Raw genomic sequence first — 18972 nt, 5'->3', positions numbered from 1 at the left:
TTGTCCGGGATGAAGCAATATTTAGATTTATGTAAGCATGTCCTTGAAAATGGAAACGAAAAGGGCGACCGAACAGGTACGGGCACGATTAGCACCTTCGGTTACCAAATGAGATTTAATTTAGCGGAAGGCTTTCCGCTCATGACTACGAAAAAACTGCATTTAAAATCAATAATCTATGAACTACTTTGGTTTTTAAACGGAGATACCAACGTTGGATATTTACAGGAGAATGGCGTCCGTATTTGGAATGAGTGGGCCGATGAAAACGGTGAATTGGGTCCGGTCTATGGCCACCAATGGCGATCATGGACAGGGGCTGACGGTAAAACTGTTGATCAAATTAGCGAACTCATCGACCAAATCAAAACAAATCCTAATTCCAGAAGACTTCTGGTTAATGCTTGGAATGTGGCGGAAATTGACAACATGGCGCTGCCACCGTGCCACTGCATGTTCCAATTTTACGTGGCAGACGGTAAATTGTCCTGTCAGCTGTACCAACGGTCAGCAGATGTCTTTCTTGGCGTTCCGTTTAACATTGCATCCTATGCGCTTCTAACAATGATGATCGCCCAAGTATGTGACCTAGAACCAGGCGAATTTATCCATACATTCGGTGATGTTCATATTTATCAAAATCATCTCGAACAAGTAAAGTTACAAATGGGGAGAGAGCCTCGTGCTTTGCCTGTCCTGAAAATAAATCCGTCCGTTAAAGATATCTACTCTTTTGAGTATGAAGACTTTACACTTGAAGGCTATGACCCACATCCACATATAAAAGGAGTGGTGAGTGTATGATTTCCTTTATCGTCGCAATGGACGAAAATAGAGTGATTGGGAAAGATAATCAACTTCCTTGGCATTTACCTGAGGATTTAAAGTTCTTTAAGCGGGTTACAATGGGCCACCCCATTGCGATGGGAAGAAAAACGCATGAATCCATTGGCCGTGTTCTTCCAGGCAGAGAGAATATTGTGATTACCCGCCAAGCTGATTACCACAGTGAAGATTGTACGGTTATTACCTCCGTTGAGGAGTTTGTCAAGTATTGCCAGAAGGAAAACGATGAAATCTTTGTGATTGGCGGAGCAGAAATATTCAAAGAGACATTCAGTGCTGCTGACCGGCTCTACATTACGCTTATTCATGATAAATTTCCAGGCGATACATTTTTTCCTGAGTTTGATTCAAGCGAATGGGAATTAGCTTCTCTTGAAAAAGGCCTAAGAGATGATAAAAATCCGTATGATTATGAGTTTAGAATATATAATCGAAAGTCTAATGTGTAAATAACAATTAAATGATTGACTTCATTAGTTGTAATTGTTAAATTGTCAGTAGTAATTTATAATGTGATAAGAAACACTAAATATTACAATGATGTTTAGTTGATATTGTGAAATTACTATGAATTATTGATGATAACTTACCTAAATTGAATTTTAGGTAATATAATCATAGTAGCAATAACATAACAATTAAAGGGGCTGTACATCCATGTTTTCAAATATCGGAGTACCCGGATTGATTTTGATTTTAACACTTGCATTAATTATTTTCGGACCTAAGAAACTTCCAGAAATCGGACGTGCTTTCGGACAAACCTTAAAGGAATTTAAAAAGTCTACTCGTGAACTCACAGATGATGTAATGAGCGACATTGATGAAGAAAAGAAAAACTTGACTAAATAAGGTGTGAGATTTCCGTCTTACGCCTTTTCTTCTTTATAAATATCCTTTTGACTAAGGAATTTCATGGTACATTTCGTATATAATCATAACTGAAGTTGTTTTACCTAGAGTACAAGCACGTGCTCTTTTTTAATCTTTTGATAATGGCAGGGGAAGTACATGGATGATAGAGAATTAAATTTAGTGGATCATTTAGAAGAACTGCGCAAACGGATTATTATTTCTGCACTTGCCTTTGTAGTTTTTTTTATTGTCGGTTTTATTTATGTTGATGATATCTATAAATGGTTTGTTGGAAATGAAAAATTACTAGTTCTCGGCCCTAGTGATATTATGTGGATCTATTTTATGCTGGCAACCGTAATTGCCGTGGCAGGAACCATTCCTGTCCTCGCCTTACAAATTTGGCTGTTTGTCAGACCAGCATTGAAACCGAATGAAAGAAGAATAACCCTTTCCTATGTTCCAGCTTTATTTTTCTTATTTATTATTGGACTAGCCTTTGGATATTTTGTCATTTTCCCTATGGTGTTAGACTTTTTAGTGAACATAGGTAAAGATATGTTTGTCACAAACTTCACAGCCGAAAGATATTTTAGTTTTATCTTAAACATGACGCTGCCATTCGGGGTATTATTTGAACTTCCAGTTGTTGTTATGTTTTTAACTTCGCTGGGTATTATCAATCCGTTTGTTCTTTCAAAAATTCGTAAATATGCTTACTTCGTGCTTATTATTATCGCGATCGTCATCACGCCACCAGACTTTATGTCTGATTTTGTGGTAACCGTACCACTTTTATTGCTTTATGAAATCAGCATTAATCTATCAAAATTTGTTTACCGTAAACGGTTGAAAAAGCAGCAAGAAGAGGAAACAGAAGAAATGGTTGAAGCGTAAATAAGCTGGAATAGCAAAAAGTGAGCCCTCATTTCAATAGGAATGGGGGCAATTTTTTAGCAATTGTTCAGTTCTTTCATCCAGGACTGAAATTTAAAGTAGTTACGGTTTTCATGAAAGTCTTCTATTTTAACCAACCTTGATGAGAAAACCAGCCCATCATATTGACCTGTTTTTATTATTGGGTAATAACTAATGACTATTAAAAAATTCATAAATATTTCTCATTCCAAGCAGAATAAGACACATTTCGAACCGCATTGGGTGTATAATATACACAAACGGGTGAAAAAGAGGATTGATATTTTGTTATTCAAGAGCCTAGAGTTCAAAAATGATATTGGACAGAAGGTTAAAATTATTGAAATTCCTGTATTGGAGGAAGATAGCGCTTATAAATTTATGATCCAAGTCCGTTTACAGACGTATGTTACGTCGCTCTACGAGGAAAAAAGCTTGAAAAAATGCTATTCCTTTAAAGATTATTTGAAAAAGATCATGAAATGGCCTGATTATGAACGCTTGTTTAAAATAGGAGAATTAAAGAATAACGCTTAATGCATTCAGAGCATCGCAGGGATTCCCCCAGCGGTGCTTTTTAATTTTAGGCTGTGTTAAAGGTTAATGTTGATTTTAGCACTCTGTTGATTGGAGTGGAAGGCGCGAAGACTCCTGCGGGAGTACGGGGCAGGGGAACCCCGCAGGAGCAAAGCGACGAGGAGGCTCCCCGGCACGCCCGCGGAAAGCGAAGTGCCTGGAACGGAAATCAACAGACAAGTTTAACACAGCCTAATTTTAAAAAATCATCAAAAGTGATGTATGTTATTCCTTTCCACTGCACTTAACTGTATAATACAAAGCAGTACTGGTAGGGAAGTGACTTTTTTGAGAAAAATTAAAATTGTAACCGATTCAACAATGGACATGCCATTAGATATAGCCGAAAAACTTGATATTGTAGTAGTACCATTGTCCGTAACTATAAATGGAGAATCATACTTAGATAGAGTAGACATAGATGTGGCTGAATATATTCAAGTGATGAACCAATCTAACGAATTACCTAAAAGTTCGCAGCCGTCGGCTGGAACCTTCCTTGAAGTGTACGACCGGCTCGGAGATGAAGGATATGAGGTTTTATCGATCCACATGACAGGCAAAATGAGCGGTACCGTTCGTTCAGCTGAAAGCGCTGCACAGATGACAAAAACTAAAGTCACGGTTGTTGACTCGAAGTTTATTTCGTTGGCGCTCCAGTTCCAGGTTAAGGAAGCAGCGGAAATGGCGAAGCAGGGAAAGAGTATTGAGGAAATTCTATCACGCCTAGACAAGATACGTGAAAATACTAAACTTTATATTATGGTCGATACACTTGAAAACATGGTGAAGGGCGGCCGAATTGGAAAAGGGAAGGCATTTATTGGCTCGTTATTAAATATCAAGCCGATTGCCTCCCTTGAAGGGGCTGAATACAACCCCGTTGCCAAGGTTCGAAGTCATTCGCAGGTGGTTAAATACTTGGCTAAACAATTTACGGAAGATGTGAAAGAGAAAACCATTCTTGGTGCAGGCATTGTTCATGCCGAAGCGATTGAACTATCTTCTAAACTAAAAGCAGCAATCTCAGAATTAACAGGCTATCAGGATCTTTCAATTGATTATACAGGTCCTACCATTAGTACCCATACTGGGCCTGGTACAATCGCTTTAATGTATTATTTTGAATAAATTTATCAAACGAAGGGTGTCAGGCACCATGTGAATTTTTTCGCATGGTGCCTGACACCCTTCTGTTTTTTTCTTTTGGATAATATTAGTTGTTCTGGTAAAGATAAAAAAAATTGAATGGTTAAGGTGTTGCTTATGTTTAAGCGGAAATCGGAAAATAAACGATCAGAGGATAAGAAACCGCATAGTTTAAATGTGGATGATCTTAAGAAAGAATTGGAAACAGCGATAGGCGATTGTTCAGATCTGAATTTTCGAACCTTAAATAAAAATGGGAAGAAAATTGTCTATTGCTTTTTAAGCAGCCTCATTGATAAAACAAGCTTTGATGAATTTCTCTTGTCACCTGTCCAGCAAAGTACACAAAATGAATGGACAACGGAAAGTCTTGCACAGATTCTCCCGATTGCTGAACTTTCGGTTGCTAATCAATTAAAAGAAGTTGTTTCCTCCTTAATAGAAGGAAAATCGTACATTTATATCGATGGTGAACCTTATGGGATACTTGCCAATGTCGGTTCAACTGTGGAAAGATCCCTTGAAAAGGCAGAAACCGAGTCACTTGTTTATGGGCCAAAGATTTCTTTTACCGAATCTCTAATTGGTAATTTAAATATTATTAGGAGTAATTTAAAAGATCCACAATTGTGTATGGAAGATATCACAATTGGAAAAAGAGTTAAGACCCCTGGAAAACTTGTCTATGTTAAGGATATCGCAGATGAAGAAAATGTGAATACCTTTCGGCAGAGGGTTACGGATTTAGAATATGATTACATACCGGATACGACGGTCTTAGGGCAGTTAATCGAGGATAATAGCTGGACGATTTTCCCGCAAATTATGTCAACCGAACTGCCAGACCGAGTCACTCTTTCCTTGATGAGGGGGCGAGTGGCAGTATTAATGGACCGGTCCCCGTCGGCTATTTATGGTCCAACACCCTTCCTTAGTTTCTTTGAATCAACCGAAGATGTCTATATGCGTTGGAATATGGGCTTTTTCTTACGGATGCTGCGGATTATTTCAATTTTTCTTTCAGTCTTATTGACTCCAGCTTATGTGGCTGTTTTGACCTATCATTATGAGGTTATTCCATCAGCACTGCTTATTTCACTTGGTCAATCAAGGGCAAATGTTCCATTTCCACCAGTCCTCGAAGCCATTCTCTTAGAATTTGTCATCGAACTTTTAAGGGAGGCTGGCGCAAGACTCCCTACTAAAGTAGGTCAAACAATGGGTATCGTTGGCGGTATCGTCATCGGACAGGCAGCGGTACAAGCAGGATTTACAAGTAATATCTTAATTATCATTATTGCACTTAGTGCCCTTGGGTCTTTTACATCACCTAGCTATTTAATGGGTACTGCCATTCGGATGGTTCGATTTCCAATCATAATTTTAGCGGGTATTTGGGGGGGGATTGGGATTATGTTTTCGTTTTGTTTTATTCTAGTTCACCTATTAAGATTAACCACCATTGGGAGGCCCTACCTTACCCCTATCTATCCCTTTAGATGGAAGGACTTAGGGTACAGTATTATCAAATTTCCGACTCAATATTTATCCTACAGGCCGTTAACAAATCGTCCTGTGGACAAACAGCTTTTTCCTAAACATAAAGGTGTTGAAAAAAAGGATGTAGATGAATAGGAGCGGTCAGGATGAAAATAAATGTGCAGCCAAAAGAAGGATTATTGGTTAATGCATTCCTGGTAATGTTTTTTATACACTCTGTACAAACAGGCGTAGGAATTGTTGGATTACCTAGAATTGTCTATATAGCAGCAAAACACGATGCGTGGATCTCTGTTTTTCTCGGAGGATTATTTTCGGCTTTTGTCTTAGCGATGATAGTTCTCATGCTTAAAAAATATGAAAGTGCAGATTTATATGGGATTCAAGTAGATGTGTTTGGAAAATGGCTTGGGAATGCATTGAATGTTTTTTATATGATGTATATGACCATAAGTTTTTTTGTGATCTTGATGAATTATATTGAAATTATCCAAGTGTGGATTTTTCCCGAAATGCCCACATGGCAAATATCGCTTGCTCTGATCCTCCTAACCATTTATGCCGTGAATGGCGGCATTCGTATCATTGTCGGTGTAGCTTTTATGTCTGTCTTAGGGACTCTTTGGATGGTTTTTATTCTAGTTGTACCAATGCAGTATGCTGATCCTAAAAATTTGCTGCCTCTTTTAAACACAGATCTGAAGCACATTATTTATGGGGTCTATAAAACCTCTTTATCACTTATGGGCTTTGAACTACTTATGTTCCTATATCCATATGTAAAAGATAAAAAAAAGATATTTATGTACACACAAATAGCGAACTTATATACAACGGTATTTTTCACGGCTGTGACAATGGTGTGCATTACTTTCTTCGCTGAAAACGGGTTGGCTCGGACTATTTGGCCTGTTTTATCAATGTTTAAAATTGTTAGGTTACCAAACTTAGAACGGTTTGAATTTATTGCCGTTTCTTTTTGGATGTTAGTCATCTTGCCAAACATGTGCGCCTATTTGTGGGCGGCATCTAAGGGGTTTAATCGAATTATTAATTGGAAACAAAAAAAGGGGATTTGGATTATCGGTATCCTCGTATGGGGTGGCTCGTTTTTTATTAAAGCAAGGTATCAAATGAATGAATTGTCTGATTTTGTTGCGCAACTCGGATTTTTATCTGCCTTCTGTTATCCTGTACTCCTTTCAATGCTGGTATTGGTGAAAAAATGGTTCCTAAGGAGGAAGAAATCAAGTGCAGAAGCTTCCTAAATGCAATCTAATTCTTTGGACAATATGTTTGATGACGATGATTCTCTGTGCTGGTTGTATACAGCAAAAGCCACTTGAAAAATTGGGATTAATTACGACCTCAGGTTATGATTTAGCAGGAAAAAATAAAATTAAAGGAACTGCGGTTGTTCAGAAATTTGATCCGATGACGCGAGCGGCAACGAAAGTAATTACATCTTATGCTAAAACAACCAAAGGTTTAAGACAACAAGAAAATCTTCAATCCAATCAGAAGCTTGTTTCAGGACAACTTCGTTCGGTTACCTATAGTCGAGAACTGGCAAAAAAAGGTATTATTCAACTGGTGGACACGTTAAATCGAGATGCCGCAATTGGAAATATGGTCTATTTAACAATAGCTGATCAAACGGCTTCAGAAATTATGCAAATTGAAAATAGAAATAAAGGGAATTTAAACCTAGGGACATATATGTACAATTTAATCAAACAAAATGTTGAGGGCGAACAAGTTATTTCTCCAACACTGCATGAGTTTAACCATAATTATTATGATATTGGCAGGGACCCTGTGCTGCCTATCCTAAAAGTTAAGGGAAAAGATGTGATTATTTCTGGGGTCGGCCTTTTTCAAGAAGACCGTTTAGTGGATGAATTAAAGCAAGGTGATCTTTTTTATTTAAAAATATTAGTGGATAAATATAAAGCCGGAACAAAAGAAATGGGATTCAAGACGGAACAATTAAAAAAACTTATCCTAAAAAATGAAAATTACACCAGGAAACCTATATTTAGTAAAATCTATGTTACTGTTGATAATATTCGGAGTAAGACTAAAATTAAGTTAGTCAATAAAAAAAACCTCCACTTTCGAGTAGATGTTAAATTGGATTCAAGGGTATTAGAAATGACTCAAGCCTTGGATTTAGGTAAACCTGCTTCCGTAAAATTTCTTCAAAAAAAGTTTGACCAACAGATGAAAAAGAAGGTTGAAGAATTACTGCTTCGTTTTAAGGAATTAGGAATTGATCCCGTTGGACTTGGAAATGAATATGAAGCACATCTCAGAGGAAAAACAATCACAAAGGAAGAGTGGGACAGGGTATATAAGGATGTAACATTTGATGTGCACGTCAAAAATACAATAGAACGAACCGGTGTAATTGATTAACAAACCAAATCCTTTCTTCTTTTTAAATTCTTTGTTAAACTAATCACGAAATGGAATAGAATAAAGGTTGCAGGTGATCGTATGAAAGCAAGGTTTTTATTAATTATCGTGGTTCTATTTACTTTGATCATGACGGCATGTGGACAAAAAGAAATAGAAAACGCAGTCGATTGGCCTGTAAAGGAGTTTACAGCTACTAATCAAGACAATAAATCCTTTGGTTTAAAGGATTTAAAGGGAAAAGTATGGATATCAGACTTTATTTTCACCAGTTGTGCAGATGTCTGTCCACCGATGACAGCGAATCTGACGAAATTACAAAAAATGGTCAAGGATGAAGGATTGAAGAATATTGAATTTGTTTCATTCAGTGTCGATCCAACGGTAGATACGCCGGAAGTAATGACACGGTATGCTGAGCAATTTCAAGTCGATTTTAATAATTGGACCTTCCTGACAGGGTACTCACAGGCATATATTGAAAACTTTGCTTTGAAAAATTATAAAGCACTGGTTAAAAAGCCTCAAGAGGGAAATCAGGTCATCCATGGGACTTCCCTTTATTTAGTAGACCAGAAAGGACATATTCGAAAATCCTATGATGGGTACAAGGATGTTCCATTTGATGAAATAATTGAGGATATGAAAACATTACAATAGACCTTTGGACGGGTCTATTTTTTTTGGCAGGAATAGGATATAGTACATATTGTTTTGAATGATTAAAGCCGTGCTATAATAAAAATAATTTAGAAGGTAGGTGAAATGAAGATGAAAAAGTTGTTCCCCCTTCTAATTCTCTCGGTATTATTCCTATGTTCATGTAATCCAGTTGACCAGTTGACACTACATTCTGAAAAGAAAACTGCTGCACAAGCCTTTGCACAAGTTCCCGCTGATTTTGTTCCCCGTAAATTAACTGTCTTAGCTGCGGGCGATTCACTTACCCAAGGGGTAGGCGATAGTACTAATAAAGGCGGCTACTTGCCATATTTAGAAACGATGCTTGAAAAAGAAAAGGGAATCAAGGAAGTTGATTTCTATAATTATGGTGTAAAAGGCAATCGGACAACTCAACTGTTAAAAAGATTGAAAACATCAGAACTGAAAGGTGCGCTTAAAAAGGCAGATTTGGTTATTTTAACAATTGGCGGAAACGATATCATGAAAGTAGTCAAGGATAATATTGCAAACCTTCAACTATCTAAGTTTACTGCTGAAAAAGAATCCTATTATAATCATTTAACGCAAATTTTGGACCTTATTCATCAGGAGAATCCCCATGCACAGGTGGTTTTAGTGGGATTGTACAATCCATTTTCTAAGTGGTTTTCAGAAATAAAAGAGTTGGATGAGATTGTAGCTGACTGGAATAAAACGGGGCAATTGGTCATTGCCAATTATCCAAATGCCTATTTTGTTCCAATTGAAGATATGTTTTTAAATGCAACAGAAGACCTTTTATTTACTGATAATTTCCATCCAAATGACAAAGGCTATGAGTTGATTGCACAAAGGTTGAATGAGACCTTAGAAGAACAAGTATTACCTGGATTGGATAAGCCCCCATATATGGTTAATACAGAGGAGAATTAGATGAAAAACAAATGGAAAATTGGATTCCTCATCTTGCTGGGAATCAACCTTTTGTTCGCTATTATTATTTTGTCCATGATGATGTTCCCATCGGAAGGCCCGGAAACCAGCAAATCGAAGGGGCTGGTGGGTGAACATGTTTCCTTTCATGTTAAATCCAACAAGAATGATTTAAATCAGTTAATTAATCATTATCTTAAAGAAGAGGCTTTGGGATCGATTGACTATCAAGTCGTTCTGGGGGATGATGTAGAACTGTATGGTACTTTACCGTTTTTTAGTGAAGAATTAAATATGAAATTAACGTTTAAACCGAATGCCCTTGAAAATGGTGATTTGGTATTAAAGCAAAAATCAATGACAATCGGGAGTTTACACCTTCCCATTTCATATGTCCTAAATTTTATTAGTAATAATTATAAAATCCCAAAAGGTGTTGAGATCAGACCTAAAGATCGATTGATTTATATTAATATGCAACAATTGAAATTAAAAAGTGATATTAAGCTAAAAGCGGACAAATTTGACCTGAAAAAGGATGACATTAGGTTTACGATATTAGTACCAGTGAAATAGGTGCCTCGTTATACTAGAGGCACCTATTTTTAATCCTTAATTTTGATGAATTGGAATGCCGGTTCATTTTTAGTAAGTCCAACGAACACAATCGTATAGCTTTCATTTGGTAAAAATTGAACTCTGGACATCGGTAAGAGTACGTTTTTTGTGTCTGCCTCCCTAATCTCCAAATCTACTGTCATTGGTGTTAATCCTAAATAATCAGTAGCCTGCTTATAAGAAACTTTTGGGAAAACCACATCCCTGTCTTTCACTGCAATATCTAATGGCGGGGTATCTGGTGATAAGTTGATAAAGCGAACTTTTGATTCATTTGCTGGGACTGCTGGTTTATTCTGAAAAACTAACAAACGCATTTTCTTCACAGTGTCAATGGTTGCAAGTGTGTACGAGTTTCCAGGTTCAACGGTAATCTTTTTATTTAAAACACTGTCGACCATATTTCCCGCTGGGTAAATATCAATATGATGTTTTCCTGCTTTTAATGATAGGTAACTACTTACATTATTAAATGGTAAGCCCCTTATCACTCGGTGCCCATCAATATAAATATCAACGTTTGGGGAGTCAGGAGAGGTATGAAGAACGCGAATAGTCGCTTCTCCTTGGACTGGTTGGGGATTTGTTCTCATGAAGTTCATCGCTTTATTCATATATTGGATGTGCTTTAGGTAGTAATGCATGTGTAAATTTGGAAACGAATATTTATAAAATTGAGCCAACAAGTCATACATAGCTGCTTTTTGAAGATAATCGGGATAAGTTCTTTCCTCGGACATATTATCAACTCCTATCTAATGGATTACATCATAATTTATTCAAGCTTAAATAGGTAGGTGTCTAACTTCTTTTGCACAAATTTGAGATTTTTTTCCTCTTTATATTTACAAATGGAAATATTACACATATACTTAAAACACATATATTTGAAAGTGGGTGACGTGCAATGTTAGATGAAACAATGAAAGCAATCAGTCAGTTGAATATTGTTAGTTGCACAGCCCAATGTCTACCTCGTTAGGGTTCCTTTGTACATTTATTCCAATAGTGAATAAACCATGGGCTGTGTGTGCCTATGGTTTTTTATTATGTAAAAATAATGATTCGCTGGAGGAATATAAATGAATTTAGTAGCAATGGGGTTAACTGAAACGGTAAAACATCATTTTGATCATTTAAATACAAATGAAGAAATAATTCTAGGTCGTGTCGCACTTGAACATAAACATATGTATCGGGTCTGGACAGAGCAGGGGGAATTATTGTGTGAGGTATCCGGGAGATTTAGTTTTAATGCCCTCAACCGAGAGGACTTCCCAGCTGTTGGTGATTGGGTTGCACTAAAGCCGAGGTGCAACGAAGGTAAAGGAACGATTTTAGCCATCATGCCGCGGAATAGTAAGTTCTCAAGAAAGTCAGCAGGCTTAACATCAGAAGAGCAAATAGTGGCCACCAACGTCGACACAGTGTTTCTGGTCAATTCATTAAATGAAGATTTGAATTTAAGGAGAATTGAACGCTATCTATTGCTTGCATGGAAAAGTGGGGCAAATCCTGTAATTGTTTTGAGTAAAGCAGACCTTTGTCAGGATCTTGATCGTAAGTTAGCTGAGGTTGAAGCAGTAAGTATGGGAGTTCCTGTGCTTGCTGTGAGTGCAGAAACGGAGAGTGGTTTAGAGAAATTAGAACCATTCTTGCAGCCGGGAAAAACAATTGCTTTGCTTGGATCCTCAGGTGTAGGAAAATTCAACATTAACGAATCGCCTATTAGGTGAGGAAAAACAAGTGGTTCAGGATATCCGCCCGGCAGATGATAAAGGACGTCATACTACGACGCACCGTGAACTAATCCCTCTTCCCAATGGCTGTGTCTTGATTGATACGCCAGGAATGAGGGAATTGCAGCTTTGGGAAAGCACGGACGGTTTATCGGAAACCTTTTCAGACATAGAAGAACTAGCCACCTCGTGCCGCTACCGGGATTGTCATCATATGAATGAGCCTGGCTGTGCGGTGGTGAGGGCGATTGAAGAAGGATTGGTAGCAGCTGAACGGTTAACAAGCTACAATAAACTGCAAAAAGAATTAGCATTTATTGAACGAAAGGCGGATAAACGGGCCCAAGCTGAAGTTAAAAAGCAATGGAAAAGTTTGAACAAACAAATGAAACAGCAACGAAAAAGCTATTAAAGGAAAGCTGAACAAGTTAGTCGAAATCGACCATGACTTGCTCAGCTTTTTTATGGTCCTTGAAATTGTATTTTTACTAAATCTTTCTGTATACTTTTAATCAAGAAAATATAGTTAAAGGGGTGGGACCTTGGAAAAGTCATTTCAAGTTGCAACATTTGCTGGCGGTTGTTTTTGGTGTATGGTGAAACCATTTGATGAACAGCCAGGAATTAAAAGTGTTATTTCTGGCTACACAGGGGGAACGGTTGAAAACCCGACATACCAACAAGTATGCTCAGATACAACCGGCCACTTTGAAGCAGTCCAGATTACGTATGATCCAGAGATTTTTCCCTATCAGAAATTACTGGAGTTATTTTGGCAGCAAATCGACCCGACCGACCCAGGCGGGCAATTCTATGATCGTGGGCAGTCTTATCAAACGGCGATTTTCTACCATGATGAGAACCAAAAAGAACTTGCTGAACAGTCCAAACAAGCATTACAAGAAAGCGGTCGTTTTAGTAAGCCGATTGTTACACCAATTTTGCCTGCAAAGACCTTCTATCCAGCTGAAGACTATCATCAGCTGTATTATAAGAAAAATCGGGCTCATTATGAGTCCTATCATGTAGGCTCGGGACGTGCAGGCTTTATTCAAAGTTATTGGGGGGAGAAATATGAAAAGTAAAGACCAATTGAAAAAGGAATTAACTCCAATTCAATATGAAGTTACGCAAAACAATGGCACCGAACCACCATTCCGAAATGAATATTGGAACGAAACGCGAGAGGGCATCTATGTGGATCTTGTTTCGGGGAAAGCGTTATTTAGTTCATTGGATAAATTCGATGCTGGCTGTGGGTGGCCGAGCTTTACAAAACCGATTCAAGATGAAGAAGTGATTGAAAAAGCTGACTTTAGTCATTTTATGACACGGACCGAAGTAAGAAGTAAAGAAGCCGATTCCCATTTAGGACATGTATTTAACGACGGACCAGCGCCAACTGGGTTGAGGTATTGTATTAATTCTGCCGCTTTGCGGTTTATTCCAAGTGATAAACTCGAAGAGGAAGGGTACGGAGAGTTCGCAAAGCTATTCGAATCAAAATAAAAAGCCGCGCTATGCGGCTTTTTTCAATTTTACTGGCTGATGACCTATTTTGACTTTTGTTTAGAAGTCGATGTCATCCCGCCTGAAAGAATGAATTTCATCGCATCCTCGGGCTTAACGTCAATAATTTCGACTTGTTCCTTGGGAATTAAAAACGTGAACCCAGCCACTTGAAAGGTTTGTGGAATATAAACGGCCACATGGTCTTTTAAAGGAGAATAAAAGTCCTCTAATTGTTCAGAAGTAATAAAACCGAGACTGCGCATTTCGGTTCCTGGAATCACAACTAAGGCCACTTTAGAAAAAGATTTTTTCTCGCCAAGAAAGGATTGCACGGTGTCCTTAATAACCGAATAGATTGTTTTGACAACTGGAATTTTATCGAGAAGCCTATCAATTAACCTGATGATCTTTCCTGAGATATATTTTGTGGATAGCCAGCCCAATATAGTAATTAAAATAAGGGTCGACAGTAAGCCAATGCCAGGGATGTAATCCTCTTTTAAATACGGCCTCAGTGTATTTCCCAATAAACCGTCTAAAAATAGAAAGGTTTTGTAAATGACATAGACCACGAGGATAATAGGGACAATCGTTAAAATACCGTTAATAAAGTTTTTCACTATCGATTTCATCTTTTCACCTACAATTTTTATCATTGTCTAACATAATATAGGCGAATGCACATGCGGGTCAAGTACCTACTACATATTGTATCAGTGTTAAGAAACAATTTTGCGAGGAGTGAATGTGCATGTTTTACGGACATGGTGGTTTTGGTGGTTGTGGTTGTGGATACCCTGCATATCCAGTAGGAGGCTGCGGAATCGGCGGTGGGTTTGCGTTAATTGTCGTTCTCTTTATCCTATTGATCATTATCGGAGCAAGCTGGGGCTGTTAATAGTGAACTAAAGGCTGACTCAAAACGAGTCAGCCATTTTCAATCCTTTGCAATTTTTTATATTATCCAATCGTTACTTTTTCCTTCGGATATTTGATCTTTTCCTTACTTCCTTTGCCTCTTAAAATAAGTAAACAAGTAACAATTCCGACTCTCCCAATAAACATAAGGATAATAATTAGAATTTGGCCAAATGTAGACAAACGAGGTGTTAACCCTAGCGATAACCCATTCGTCCCGAAAGCAGATGAAACCTCGAAGATAACCTCAAGAACAGTGCCGTTTTCAGTAATCGATAATACTAAAATAGAAAATAAACATAATAGCGCACCTGTCGTGATGACAATAAAGGATTTCAGAACATCCTCACTTAACAATTCACGTCTAAAGATCTTGATTGAACTTTTTCCTTGAGCATAAAATACAATGGCTAAAATGATAATAGCAAACGTAGTCGTTCGGATTCCGCCGCTTGCACTACTAGGAGAGCCTCCAATAAACATTAAAATGGACAAGAACAGTTGGTTGCTCGGTGTTAAGTCATTAATATTCATGGTTGCTAAGCCCGCACTTTTGGTAGTCACCGAATTAAATAACGAGTAGAAAAAGGATTGATGCCAACTTTTATCTGTAAAAAAGTGTTGACTATCAAAAAAATATATAACTATAGCTCCAATTACGGTAAGAAGGACAAATGTTATGGTTGTTAACTTTGTATATAAAGTAAAATGAAATTTCTTCCTCCTATTAAGGTTTATTAAGAATTCATAAACCTCTACCATCACTGGAAAGCCAATCGCTCCCACAATCATCAATACAATAATAACCGACTGTACATAATAATCCCCGCTAAATGGACTGAGTGACTCATCTGTCAAATCAAATCCCGCATTGGTCGTGGCGCTGATGGATGCGAAAAATCCATGTTTAAATGCAGATAATATTCCGTCGTAATAATTCAAAAAACGAATCCCTAAAATGATTCCACCCACAAATTCAAACGAGATAAAAATAATTAATATTCGTTTTGCCAATTGGACCAGTCCAGAGAGTTTCGATTGATTTTGATCAATCATAATCAATTGACGTTCTTTTAAGCCTACCTTTTTGCCAAGCATAATCCAAAGGAATGTACTTAAAGACATGACCCCTAATCCACCCAATTGGAGAATTAAGCATAGGAGGAAAATTCCAAAGTTGCTAAAAGTATCTTTAATGGAAATCACACTTAACCCGGTAACACTTATAGCACTAGCCGAGGTAAACATGGCATCAATAAAGCTGAGTTTAACATCCTCGCGGTGGGCCATCGGGATTTTTAATAATAGTGTTGAAATGACTAAAGCAGATAAATAAAAAATAACGATTAATTGTACCGTTGAAATCTCTTTTGTTTTTAACTTTATTTTTTTGATTGCGCTCATCGGATTCATTCCTTCTGTATTCTAAAAGTAATTCTATATGAATCAATATGAAATGTAAAAGAATCCTTTTATTTAACAGACTTGGTTTCTGCTTTTCTTTGTAAATAACACGAAAGAAACATATCAACCATTCATACAATTTCTATAAGGACGGCTTAACTTATAAAGGAAGTGAATCCCTTTGGATCGAACTTTTCTCATAAAACCAATGCTCGATGACAAATATCCCGTCATTGACTATGGCCAAGGAATTTATTTATTTGATACAGATGGAAAAAAGTACTTAGACGCTGCTTCCGGTGCCGTAACAGCGAATATTGGTCATGGTGTTCCAGAAATCATCGAGGCAATGAATGAACAAGCGAAAAAGGTTTCATTTGTGTATCGTTCCCAATTTACAAGTAAGACAGCTGAAAATTTAGCTGAAAAGATGGCAGATATGCTTCCTGGTGATTTGAATTGGTGCTTCTTTGTGAACAGTGGTTCTGAGGCTACTGAAACGGCGATGAAAATGGCGATTCAGTATTGGCAGGAAAAGGGGGTGCAAACGAAATCAAAGGTGCTTTCAAGATGGGTGAGCTACCACGGGATAACCCTTGGAGCACTATCCATGTCAGGGCATACAGGAAGGAGAGCAAGATTTGTTCCACTTTTAGAGGATTTCCCAGTTATTCATCCCCCTTATTGCTACCGTTGCCCATTTAACCTCGATCCAACAAATTGTAATTACCTATGTGCCCATGAGCTAGAAACGGCAATTAAGCGAATCGGCGCTGATCAAATTGCGGCTTTTATCGCTGAACCAGTGATTGGTGCTGCAGGAGGAGCCATATCCCCACCCCCTGGCTATTACAAAATTTTAAAGCAAATTTGTGAGGAGAATGACATCCTTTTTATTGCAGATGAAGTCATGACAGGGTGTGGCAGAACAGGTACCATGCTGGCATGTGAACAATGGGGAATCATCCCTGATATTGTCGCCTTAGGAAAAGGGATGGGTGCGGGGTATGCGCCGATTGCCGCCGCTATTGCTAGTGACAAAGTTATCGAACCGATATTGGCTGGTACAAAAGCCGTAATGAGTGGTCATACCTTGAGTGCAAATCCGCAGGCATGTGCGGCTGCTTTTGCGGTCCTTCAATATTTAGAGGAAAACAATATCATTCAGGAGGTTGAAAATAAGGGGAATTATTTACGGGGCCAACTTGAAAATTTAAAGCAACACTACTCATTTATTGGTGATGTCCGCGGCAAAGGATTATTGCTAGGAATCGAGTTTGTTCAGAATTCTGCAACCAAAACCCCATTCCCTAGAAGCGCGCATGTAACACAAAGAATGGTTGAAGTGGCCAAGGAAAAAGGGCTGATTGTCTATCCAGCTGGTGCAGGAATGGATGGAATAAATGGTGACTCAATCATTATTTCTCCACCATTAACCATCACACAAAAAGAGATGGATGATCTGGTCAAATTACTAAAAGAAACATTTAGGGACTTCTTAAAGTCAACAGAATGAGTGAAGAAAGGGGGGGAACTGGAATGGAAAATCCATTTGGAAAGGTAACTTCATTAGAGGCAGTCATGGAATATTTCCATGATGGAATGACATTAATGTTTGGGGGGTTTGGAGGGGTCGGCTCACCTCCTGACATAATTGATGGCATTCTTGAAAAAGGAGTTCGTGATCTTACATTAATAGGGAACGATACAGGATTCCCGCATATTGGCATTGGAAAATTAGTGAGCCAACAAAGAGCATCGAAAGTTATCGCATCTCATATCGGTTCCAATCCGTTTGCAGGACAGTTGATGCATGATGGAAAACTAGAGGTGGAATTTTCTCCACAGGGAATATTAGCTGAAAGAATCCGTGCCGGTGGTGTCGGACTGCCTGCGATTCTTTCTGATGTCGGTTTGGACAATGAATTGGTTGTGAAAGACAAACCCTATATTTCTTTAGCAGATAGGAGGTATTTGCTTGAAACTGCCCTAACTGCGGAGGTGTCCATTGTTTATGCGAAAAAAGCCGACGAGTATGGGAATCTAATTTATGACAAAAGTGCCCGCAATACTAATCCACTCGTTGCCATGGCAGGGGATATCACAATTGCGGAAGTAGAAGAAATTGTTCCTTTAGGCACTCTTTCCCCCGACGCCATTATTACCCCTGGAGTGTTCGTGGATTATGTGATTTTGTCGAAGGGGGTCAATTGGAAATGGGCATGGGAGTAGATGTTCGAAATCAAATGGCGAAAAGAGCCGCAGAGGAAATTCATACCGGTATGGTTGTCAACTTAGGAATTGGTATTCCATCGCTTGTTCCGAATCATCTTTCAAGTGAGACAAAAGTGATGTTCCATGCGGAAAACGGTATTACCGGGATGGGTCCTAGCCCAAGTAAGGGTAAAGAAGATGAAAACTTATGTAATGCAGGAGGATTTCCAGTTACTTTGACTCAGGGCGGGTCTTATTGTGACAGTGCGATTTCGTTCGGTATGATTCGCCGGGGCAGAGTGGATTTAACCATTTTAGGATCGCTGCAGGTAAGTAATAGAGGAGACCTTGCTAATTGGATTGTCCCCGGGAAAAAAGTTCCAGGAATGGGCGGAGCCATGGAACTTGCGCAAAAAGCGAAAAAAGTCATTGTGGTTATGAATCACTGTGACAAACAAGGGAATCCCAAAATTGTTTCTTCTTGCACATTACCGTTAACTTCATCCGCCTGTGTGGACTTAATTATAACTGAATTAGCTGTTTTCAGGGTAACGGAAGAGGGTTTGCTATTAACAGAATTATTTGCCCCATACAGTTTAGAAACGGTTGTCACTAAAACTGGATGCGAATTCAAAATACGGGAAACTGTTCGTATGATTCCATATTAAGCAGAAGCGTTCTGAAGGAGTGAATCGTTTGAACAATAATG

The 18972-nt window shown here is 38.3% G+C and carries 21 protein-coding genes and 1 pseudogene; 19 read left to right on the top strand and 3 right to left on the bottom strand.

The genetic code is table 11. The features are described from left to right. The first annotated feature begins 9 nt into the window (after window positions 1–9). From AC4QJR_RS19115 to AC4QJR_RS19060, 12 genes are all read left to right on the top strand, one after another. The gene (locus AC4QJR_RS19115; RefSeq protein ID WP_098571954.1) at window positions 10–804 is read left to right on the top strand and encodes a thymidylate synthase; all 795 of its coding nucleotides are present in this window, start codon (window positions 10–12) and stop codon (window positions 802–804) included. After that, window positions 801–1295 carry a dihydrofolate reductase gene (locus AC4QJR_RS19110; protein ID WP_496523884.1) on the top strand — a complete coding sequence of 165 codons (495 nt, stop codon included), beginning with the start codon at window positions 801–803 and terminating at the stop codon, window positions 1293–1295. Before AC4QJR_RS19115 ends, AC4QJR_RS19110 begins: the two co-directional genes overlap by 4 nt. A gap of 208 nt (window positions 1296–1503) precedes the next feature. Next, window positions 1504–1698 (top strand): twin-arginine translocase TatA/TatE family subunit, encoded by a 195-nt coding sequence (locus AC4QJR_RS19105; protein ID WP_098571956.1) that lies wholly within the window; start codon window positions 1504–1506, stop codon window positions 1696–1698. A gap of 159 nt (window positions 1699–1857) precedes the next feature. After that, window positions 1858–2598 (top strand): twin-arginine translocase subunit TatC, encoded by a 741-nt coding sequence (gene tatC, locus AC4QJR_RS19100; RefSeq protein WP_098571957.1) that lies wholly within the window; start codon window positions 1858–1860, stop codon window positions 2596–2598. Between the two features lie 306 nt (window positions 2599–2904). Further along, the gene (locus AC4QJR_RS19095) at window positions 2905–3156 is read left to right on the top strand and encodes a DUF2535 family protein (RefSeq protein WP_098571958.1); all 252 of its coding nucleotides are present in this window, start codon (window positions 2905–2907) and stop codon (window positions 3154–3156) included. A gap of 327 nt (window positions 3157–3483) precedes the next feature. Beyond that, window positions 3484–4326, top strand: a complete 843-nt coding sequence (locus tag AC4QJR_RS19090; protein ID WP_496523883.1) for a DegV family protein — start codon at window positions 3484–3486, stop codon at window positions 4324–4326. Window positions 4327–4461: 135 nt separating this feature from the next. After that, a complete protein-coding gene (locus tag AC4QJR_RS19085; protein ID WP_496523882.1) occupies window positions 4462–5979 on the top strand; it encodes a spore germination protein in 1518 nt (505 codons plus the stop codon). 11 nt (window positions 5980–5990) lie between these two features. After that, complete coding sequence (locus AC4QJR_RS19080) at window positions 5991–7112, top strand: GerAB/ArcD/ProY family transporter (RefSeq protein WP_496523881.1); 1122 nt, start codon at window positions 5991–5993, stop codon at window positions 7110–7112. Next, window positions 7096–8262 (top strand): Ger(x)C family spore germination protein, encoded by a 1167-nt coding sequence (locus AC4QJR_RS19075; RefSeq protein ID WP_375374979.1) that lies wholly within the window; start codon window positions 7096–7098, stop codon window positions 8260–8262. The genes AC4QJR_RS19080 and AC4QJR_RS19075 overlap by 17 nt, the downstream gene beginning before the upstream one ends. A gap of 81 nt (window positions 8263–8343) precedes the next feature. Beyond that, complete coding sequence (locus tag AC4QJR_RS19070) at window positions 8344–8922, top strand: SCO family protein (protein WP_251456825.1); 579 nt, start codon at window positions 8344–8346, stop codon at window positions 8920–8922. Between the two features lie 105 nt (window positions 8923–9027). Then, a complete protein-coding gene (locus tag AC4QJR_RS19065) occupies window positions 9028–9858 on the top strand; it encodes an SGNH/GDSL hydrolase family protein (protein ID WP_496523880.1) in 831 nt (276 codons plus the stop codon). Then, a complete protein-coding gene (locus AC4QJR_RS19060; protein ID WP_496523879.1) occupies window positions 9859–10434 on the top strand; it encodes a YpmS family protein in 576 nt (191 codons plus the stop codon). Window positions 10435–10463: 29 nt separating this feature from the next. Here AC4QJR_RS19060 and AC4QJR_RS19055 read toward each other — a convergent pair whose 3' ends face one another. After that, a complete protein-coding gene (locus tag AC4QJR_RS19055; protein ID WP_375374977.1) occupies window positions 10464–11216 on the bottom strand; it encodes a DUF4397 domain-containing protein in 753 nt (250 codons plus the stop codon). Between the two features lie 342 nt (window positions 11217–11558). On the opposite strand from AC4QJR_RS19055, the pseudogene rsgA reads away from it, so the two are divergent. The 3 genes and pseudogenes from rsgA to msrB all read left to right on the top strand — a co-directional run bounded on the left by rsgA (window position 11559) and on the right by msrB (window position 13724). After that, window positions 11559–12627, top strand: a pseudogene (gene rsgA / locus AC4QJR_RS19050) (ribosome small subunit-dependent GTPase A). 130 nt (window positions 12628–12757) lie between these two features. Beyond that, on the top strand, window positions 12758–13300 hold the full coding sequence (msrA, locus tag AC4QJR_RS19045) for a peptide-methionine (S)-S-oxide reductase MsrA (RefSeq protein ID WP_496523878.1): 543 nt from the start codon (window positions 12758–12760) through the stop codon (window positions 13298–13300). Then, on the top strand, window positions 13290–13724 hold the full coding sequence (gene msrB / locus AC4QJR_RS19040) for a peptide-methionine (R)-S-oxide reductase MsrB (protein ID WP_496523877.1): 435 nt from the start codon (window positions 13290–13292) through the stop codon (window positions 13722–13724). Before msrA ends, msrB begins: the two co-directional genes overlap by 11 nt. A 44-nt stretch (window positions 13725–13768) precedes the next feature. Here msrB and AC4QJR_RS19035 read toward each other — a convergent pair whose 3' ends face one another. Continuing rightward, window positions 13769–14359: a DUF502 domain-containing protein gene (locus AC4QJR_RS19035; RefSeq protein ID WP_098571969.1), complete on the bottom strand. Its 591-nt coding sequence runs from the start codon at window positions 14357–14359 to the stop codon at window positions 13769–13771. Window positions 14360–14550: 191 nt separating this feature from the next. Between AC4QJR_RS19035 and AC4QJR_RS19030 the strand changes: the two genes are divergently transcribed. Next, entirely contained in the window at window positions 14551–14625 is a 75-nt protein-coding gene (locus AC4QJR_RS19030) for a YjcZ family sporulation protein (RefSeq protein WP_142332963.1), read from the top strand. Between the two features lie 62 nt (window positions 14626–14687). Here the strand turns inward: AC4QJR_RS19030 and AC4QJR_RS19025 are convergent, their stop codons facing one another. Then, the gene (locus AC4QJR_RS19025) at window positions 14688–16040 is read right to left on the bottom strand and encodes a TrkH family potassium uptake protein (protein WP_496526712.1); all 1353 of its coding nucleotides are present in this window, start codon (window positions 16038–16040) and stop codon (window positions 14688–14690) included. A gap of 190 nt (window positions 16041–16230) precedes the next feature. Here AC4QJR_RS19025 and AC4QJR_RS19020 point away from each other — a divergent pair, with 190 nt between their 5' ends. The 3 genes from AC4QJR_RS19020 to AC4QJR_RS19010 are packed head-to-tail and all read left to right on the top strand — an operon-like array spanning window position 16231 to window position 18931. Further along, window positions 16231–17565 (top strand): aspartate aminotransferase family protein, encoded by a 1335-nt coding sequence (locus tag AC4QJR_RS19020; RefSeq protein ID WP_496523876.1) that lies wholly within the window; start codon window positions 16231–16233, stop codon window positions 17563–17565. Between the two features lie 23 nt (window positions 17566–17588). Further along, window positions 17589–18281 carry a CoA transferase subunit A gene (locus tag AC4QJR_RS19015; RefSeq protein WP_496523875.1) on the top strand — a complete coding sequence of 231 codons (693 nt, stop codon included), beginning with the start codon at window positions 17589–17591 and terminating at the stop codon, window positions 18279–18281. Beyond that, window positions 18266–18931 carry a 3-oxoacid CoA-transferase subunit B gene (locus tag AC4QJR_RS19010; RefSeq protein ID WP_496523874.1) on the top strand — a complete coding sequence of 222 codons (666 nt, stop codon included), beginning with the start codon at window positions 18266–18268 and terminating at the stop codon, window positions 18929–18931. The genes AC4QJR_RS19015 and AC4QJR_RS19010 overlap by 16 nt, the downstream gene beginning before the upstream one ends. Window positions 18932–18972 lie beyond the last annotated feature (41 nt).

It is taken from the genome of Neobacillus sp. BP17 (assembly GCF_059579525.1).
The sequence above is the reverse complement of the archived record's forward strand: the minus strand, read 5'-3'. Positions and strand labels throughout refer to the sequence as shown.

Excerpts from the sequence above, each read along its gene's own strand:
- AC4QJR_RS19015 (WP_496523875.1), top strand. The coding sequence starts at position 17,589 with ATGGAAAATCCATTTGGAAAGGTAACTTCATTAGAGGCAGTCATGGAA.
- AC4QJR_RS19080 (WP_496523881.1), top strand. The coding sequence starts at position 5,991 with ATGAAAATAAATGTGCAGCCAAAAGAAGGATTATTGGTTAATGCATTC.
- tatC (WP_098571957.1), top strand. The coding sequence starts at position 1,858 with ATGGATGATAGAGAATTAAATTTAGTGGATCATTTAGAAGAACTGCGC.
- AC4QJR_RS19060 (WP_496523879.1), top strand. The coding sequence starts at position 9,859 with ATGAAAAACAAATGGAAAATTGGATTCCTCATCTTGCTGGGAATCAAC.
- AC4QJR_RS19010 (WP_496523874.1), top strand. The coding sequence starts at position 18,266 with ATGGGCATGGGAGTAGATGTTCGAAATCAAATGGCGAAAAGAGCCGCA.
- AC4QJR_RS19070 (WP_251456825.1), top strand. The coding sequence starts at position 8,344 with ATGAAAGCAAGGTTTTTATTAATTATCGTGGTTCTATTTACTTTGATC.
- msrB (WP_496523877.1), top strand. The coding sequence starts at position 13,290 with ATGAAAAGTAAAGACCAATTGAAAAAGGAATTAACTCCAATTCAATAT.
- AC4QJR_RS19055 (WP_375374977.1), bottom strand. The coding sequence starts at position 11,216 with ATGTCCGAGGAAAGAACTTATCCCGATTATCTTCAAAAAGCAGCTATG.
- AC4QJR_RS19085 (WP_496523882.1), top strand. The coding sequence starts at position 4,462 with ATGTTTAAGCGGAAATCGGAAAATAAACGATCAGAGGATAAGAAACCG.
- AC4QJR_RS19035 (WP_098571969.1), bottom strand. The coding sequence starts at position 14,359 with ATGAAATCGATAGTGAAAAACTTTATTAACGGTATTTTAACGATTGTC.
- AC4QJR_RS19065 (WP_496523880.1), top strand. The coding sequence starts at position 9,028 with ATGAAGATGAAAAAGTTGTTCCCCCTTCTAATTCTCTCGGTATTATTC.
- AC4QJR_RS19105 (WP_098571956.1), top strand. The coding sequence starts at position 1,504 with ATGTTTTCAAATATCGGAGTACCCGGATTGATTTTGATTTTAACACTT.
- AC4QJR_RS19115 (WP_098571954.1), top strand. The coding sequence starts at position 10 with ATGAAGCAATATTTAGATTTATGTAAGCATGTCCTTGAAAATGGAAAC.
- AC4QJR_RS19110 (WP_496523884.1), top strand. The coding sequence starts at position 801 with ATGATTTCCTTTATCGTCGCAATGGACGAAAATAGAGTGATTGGGAAA.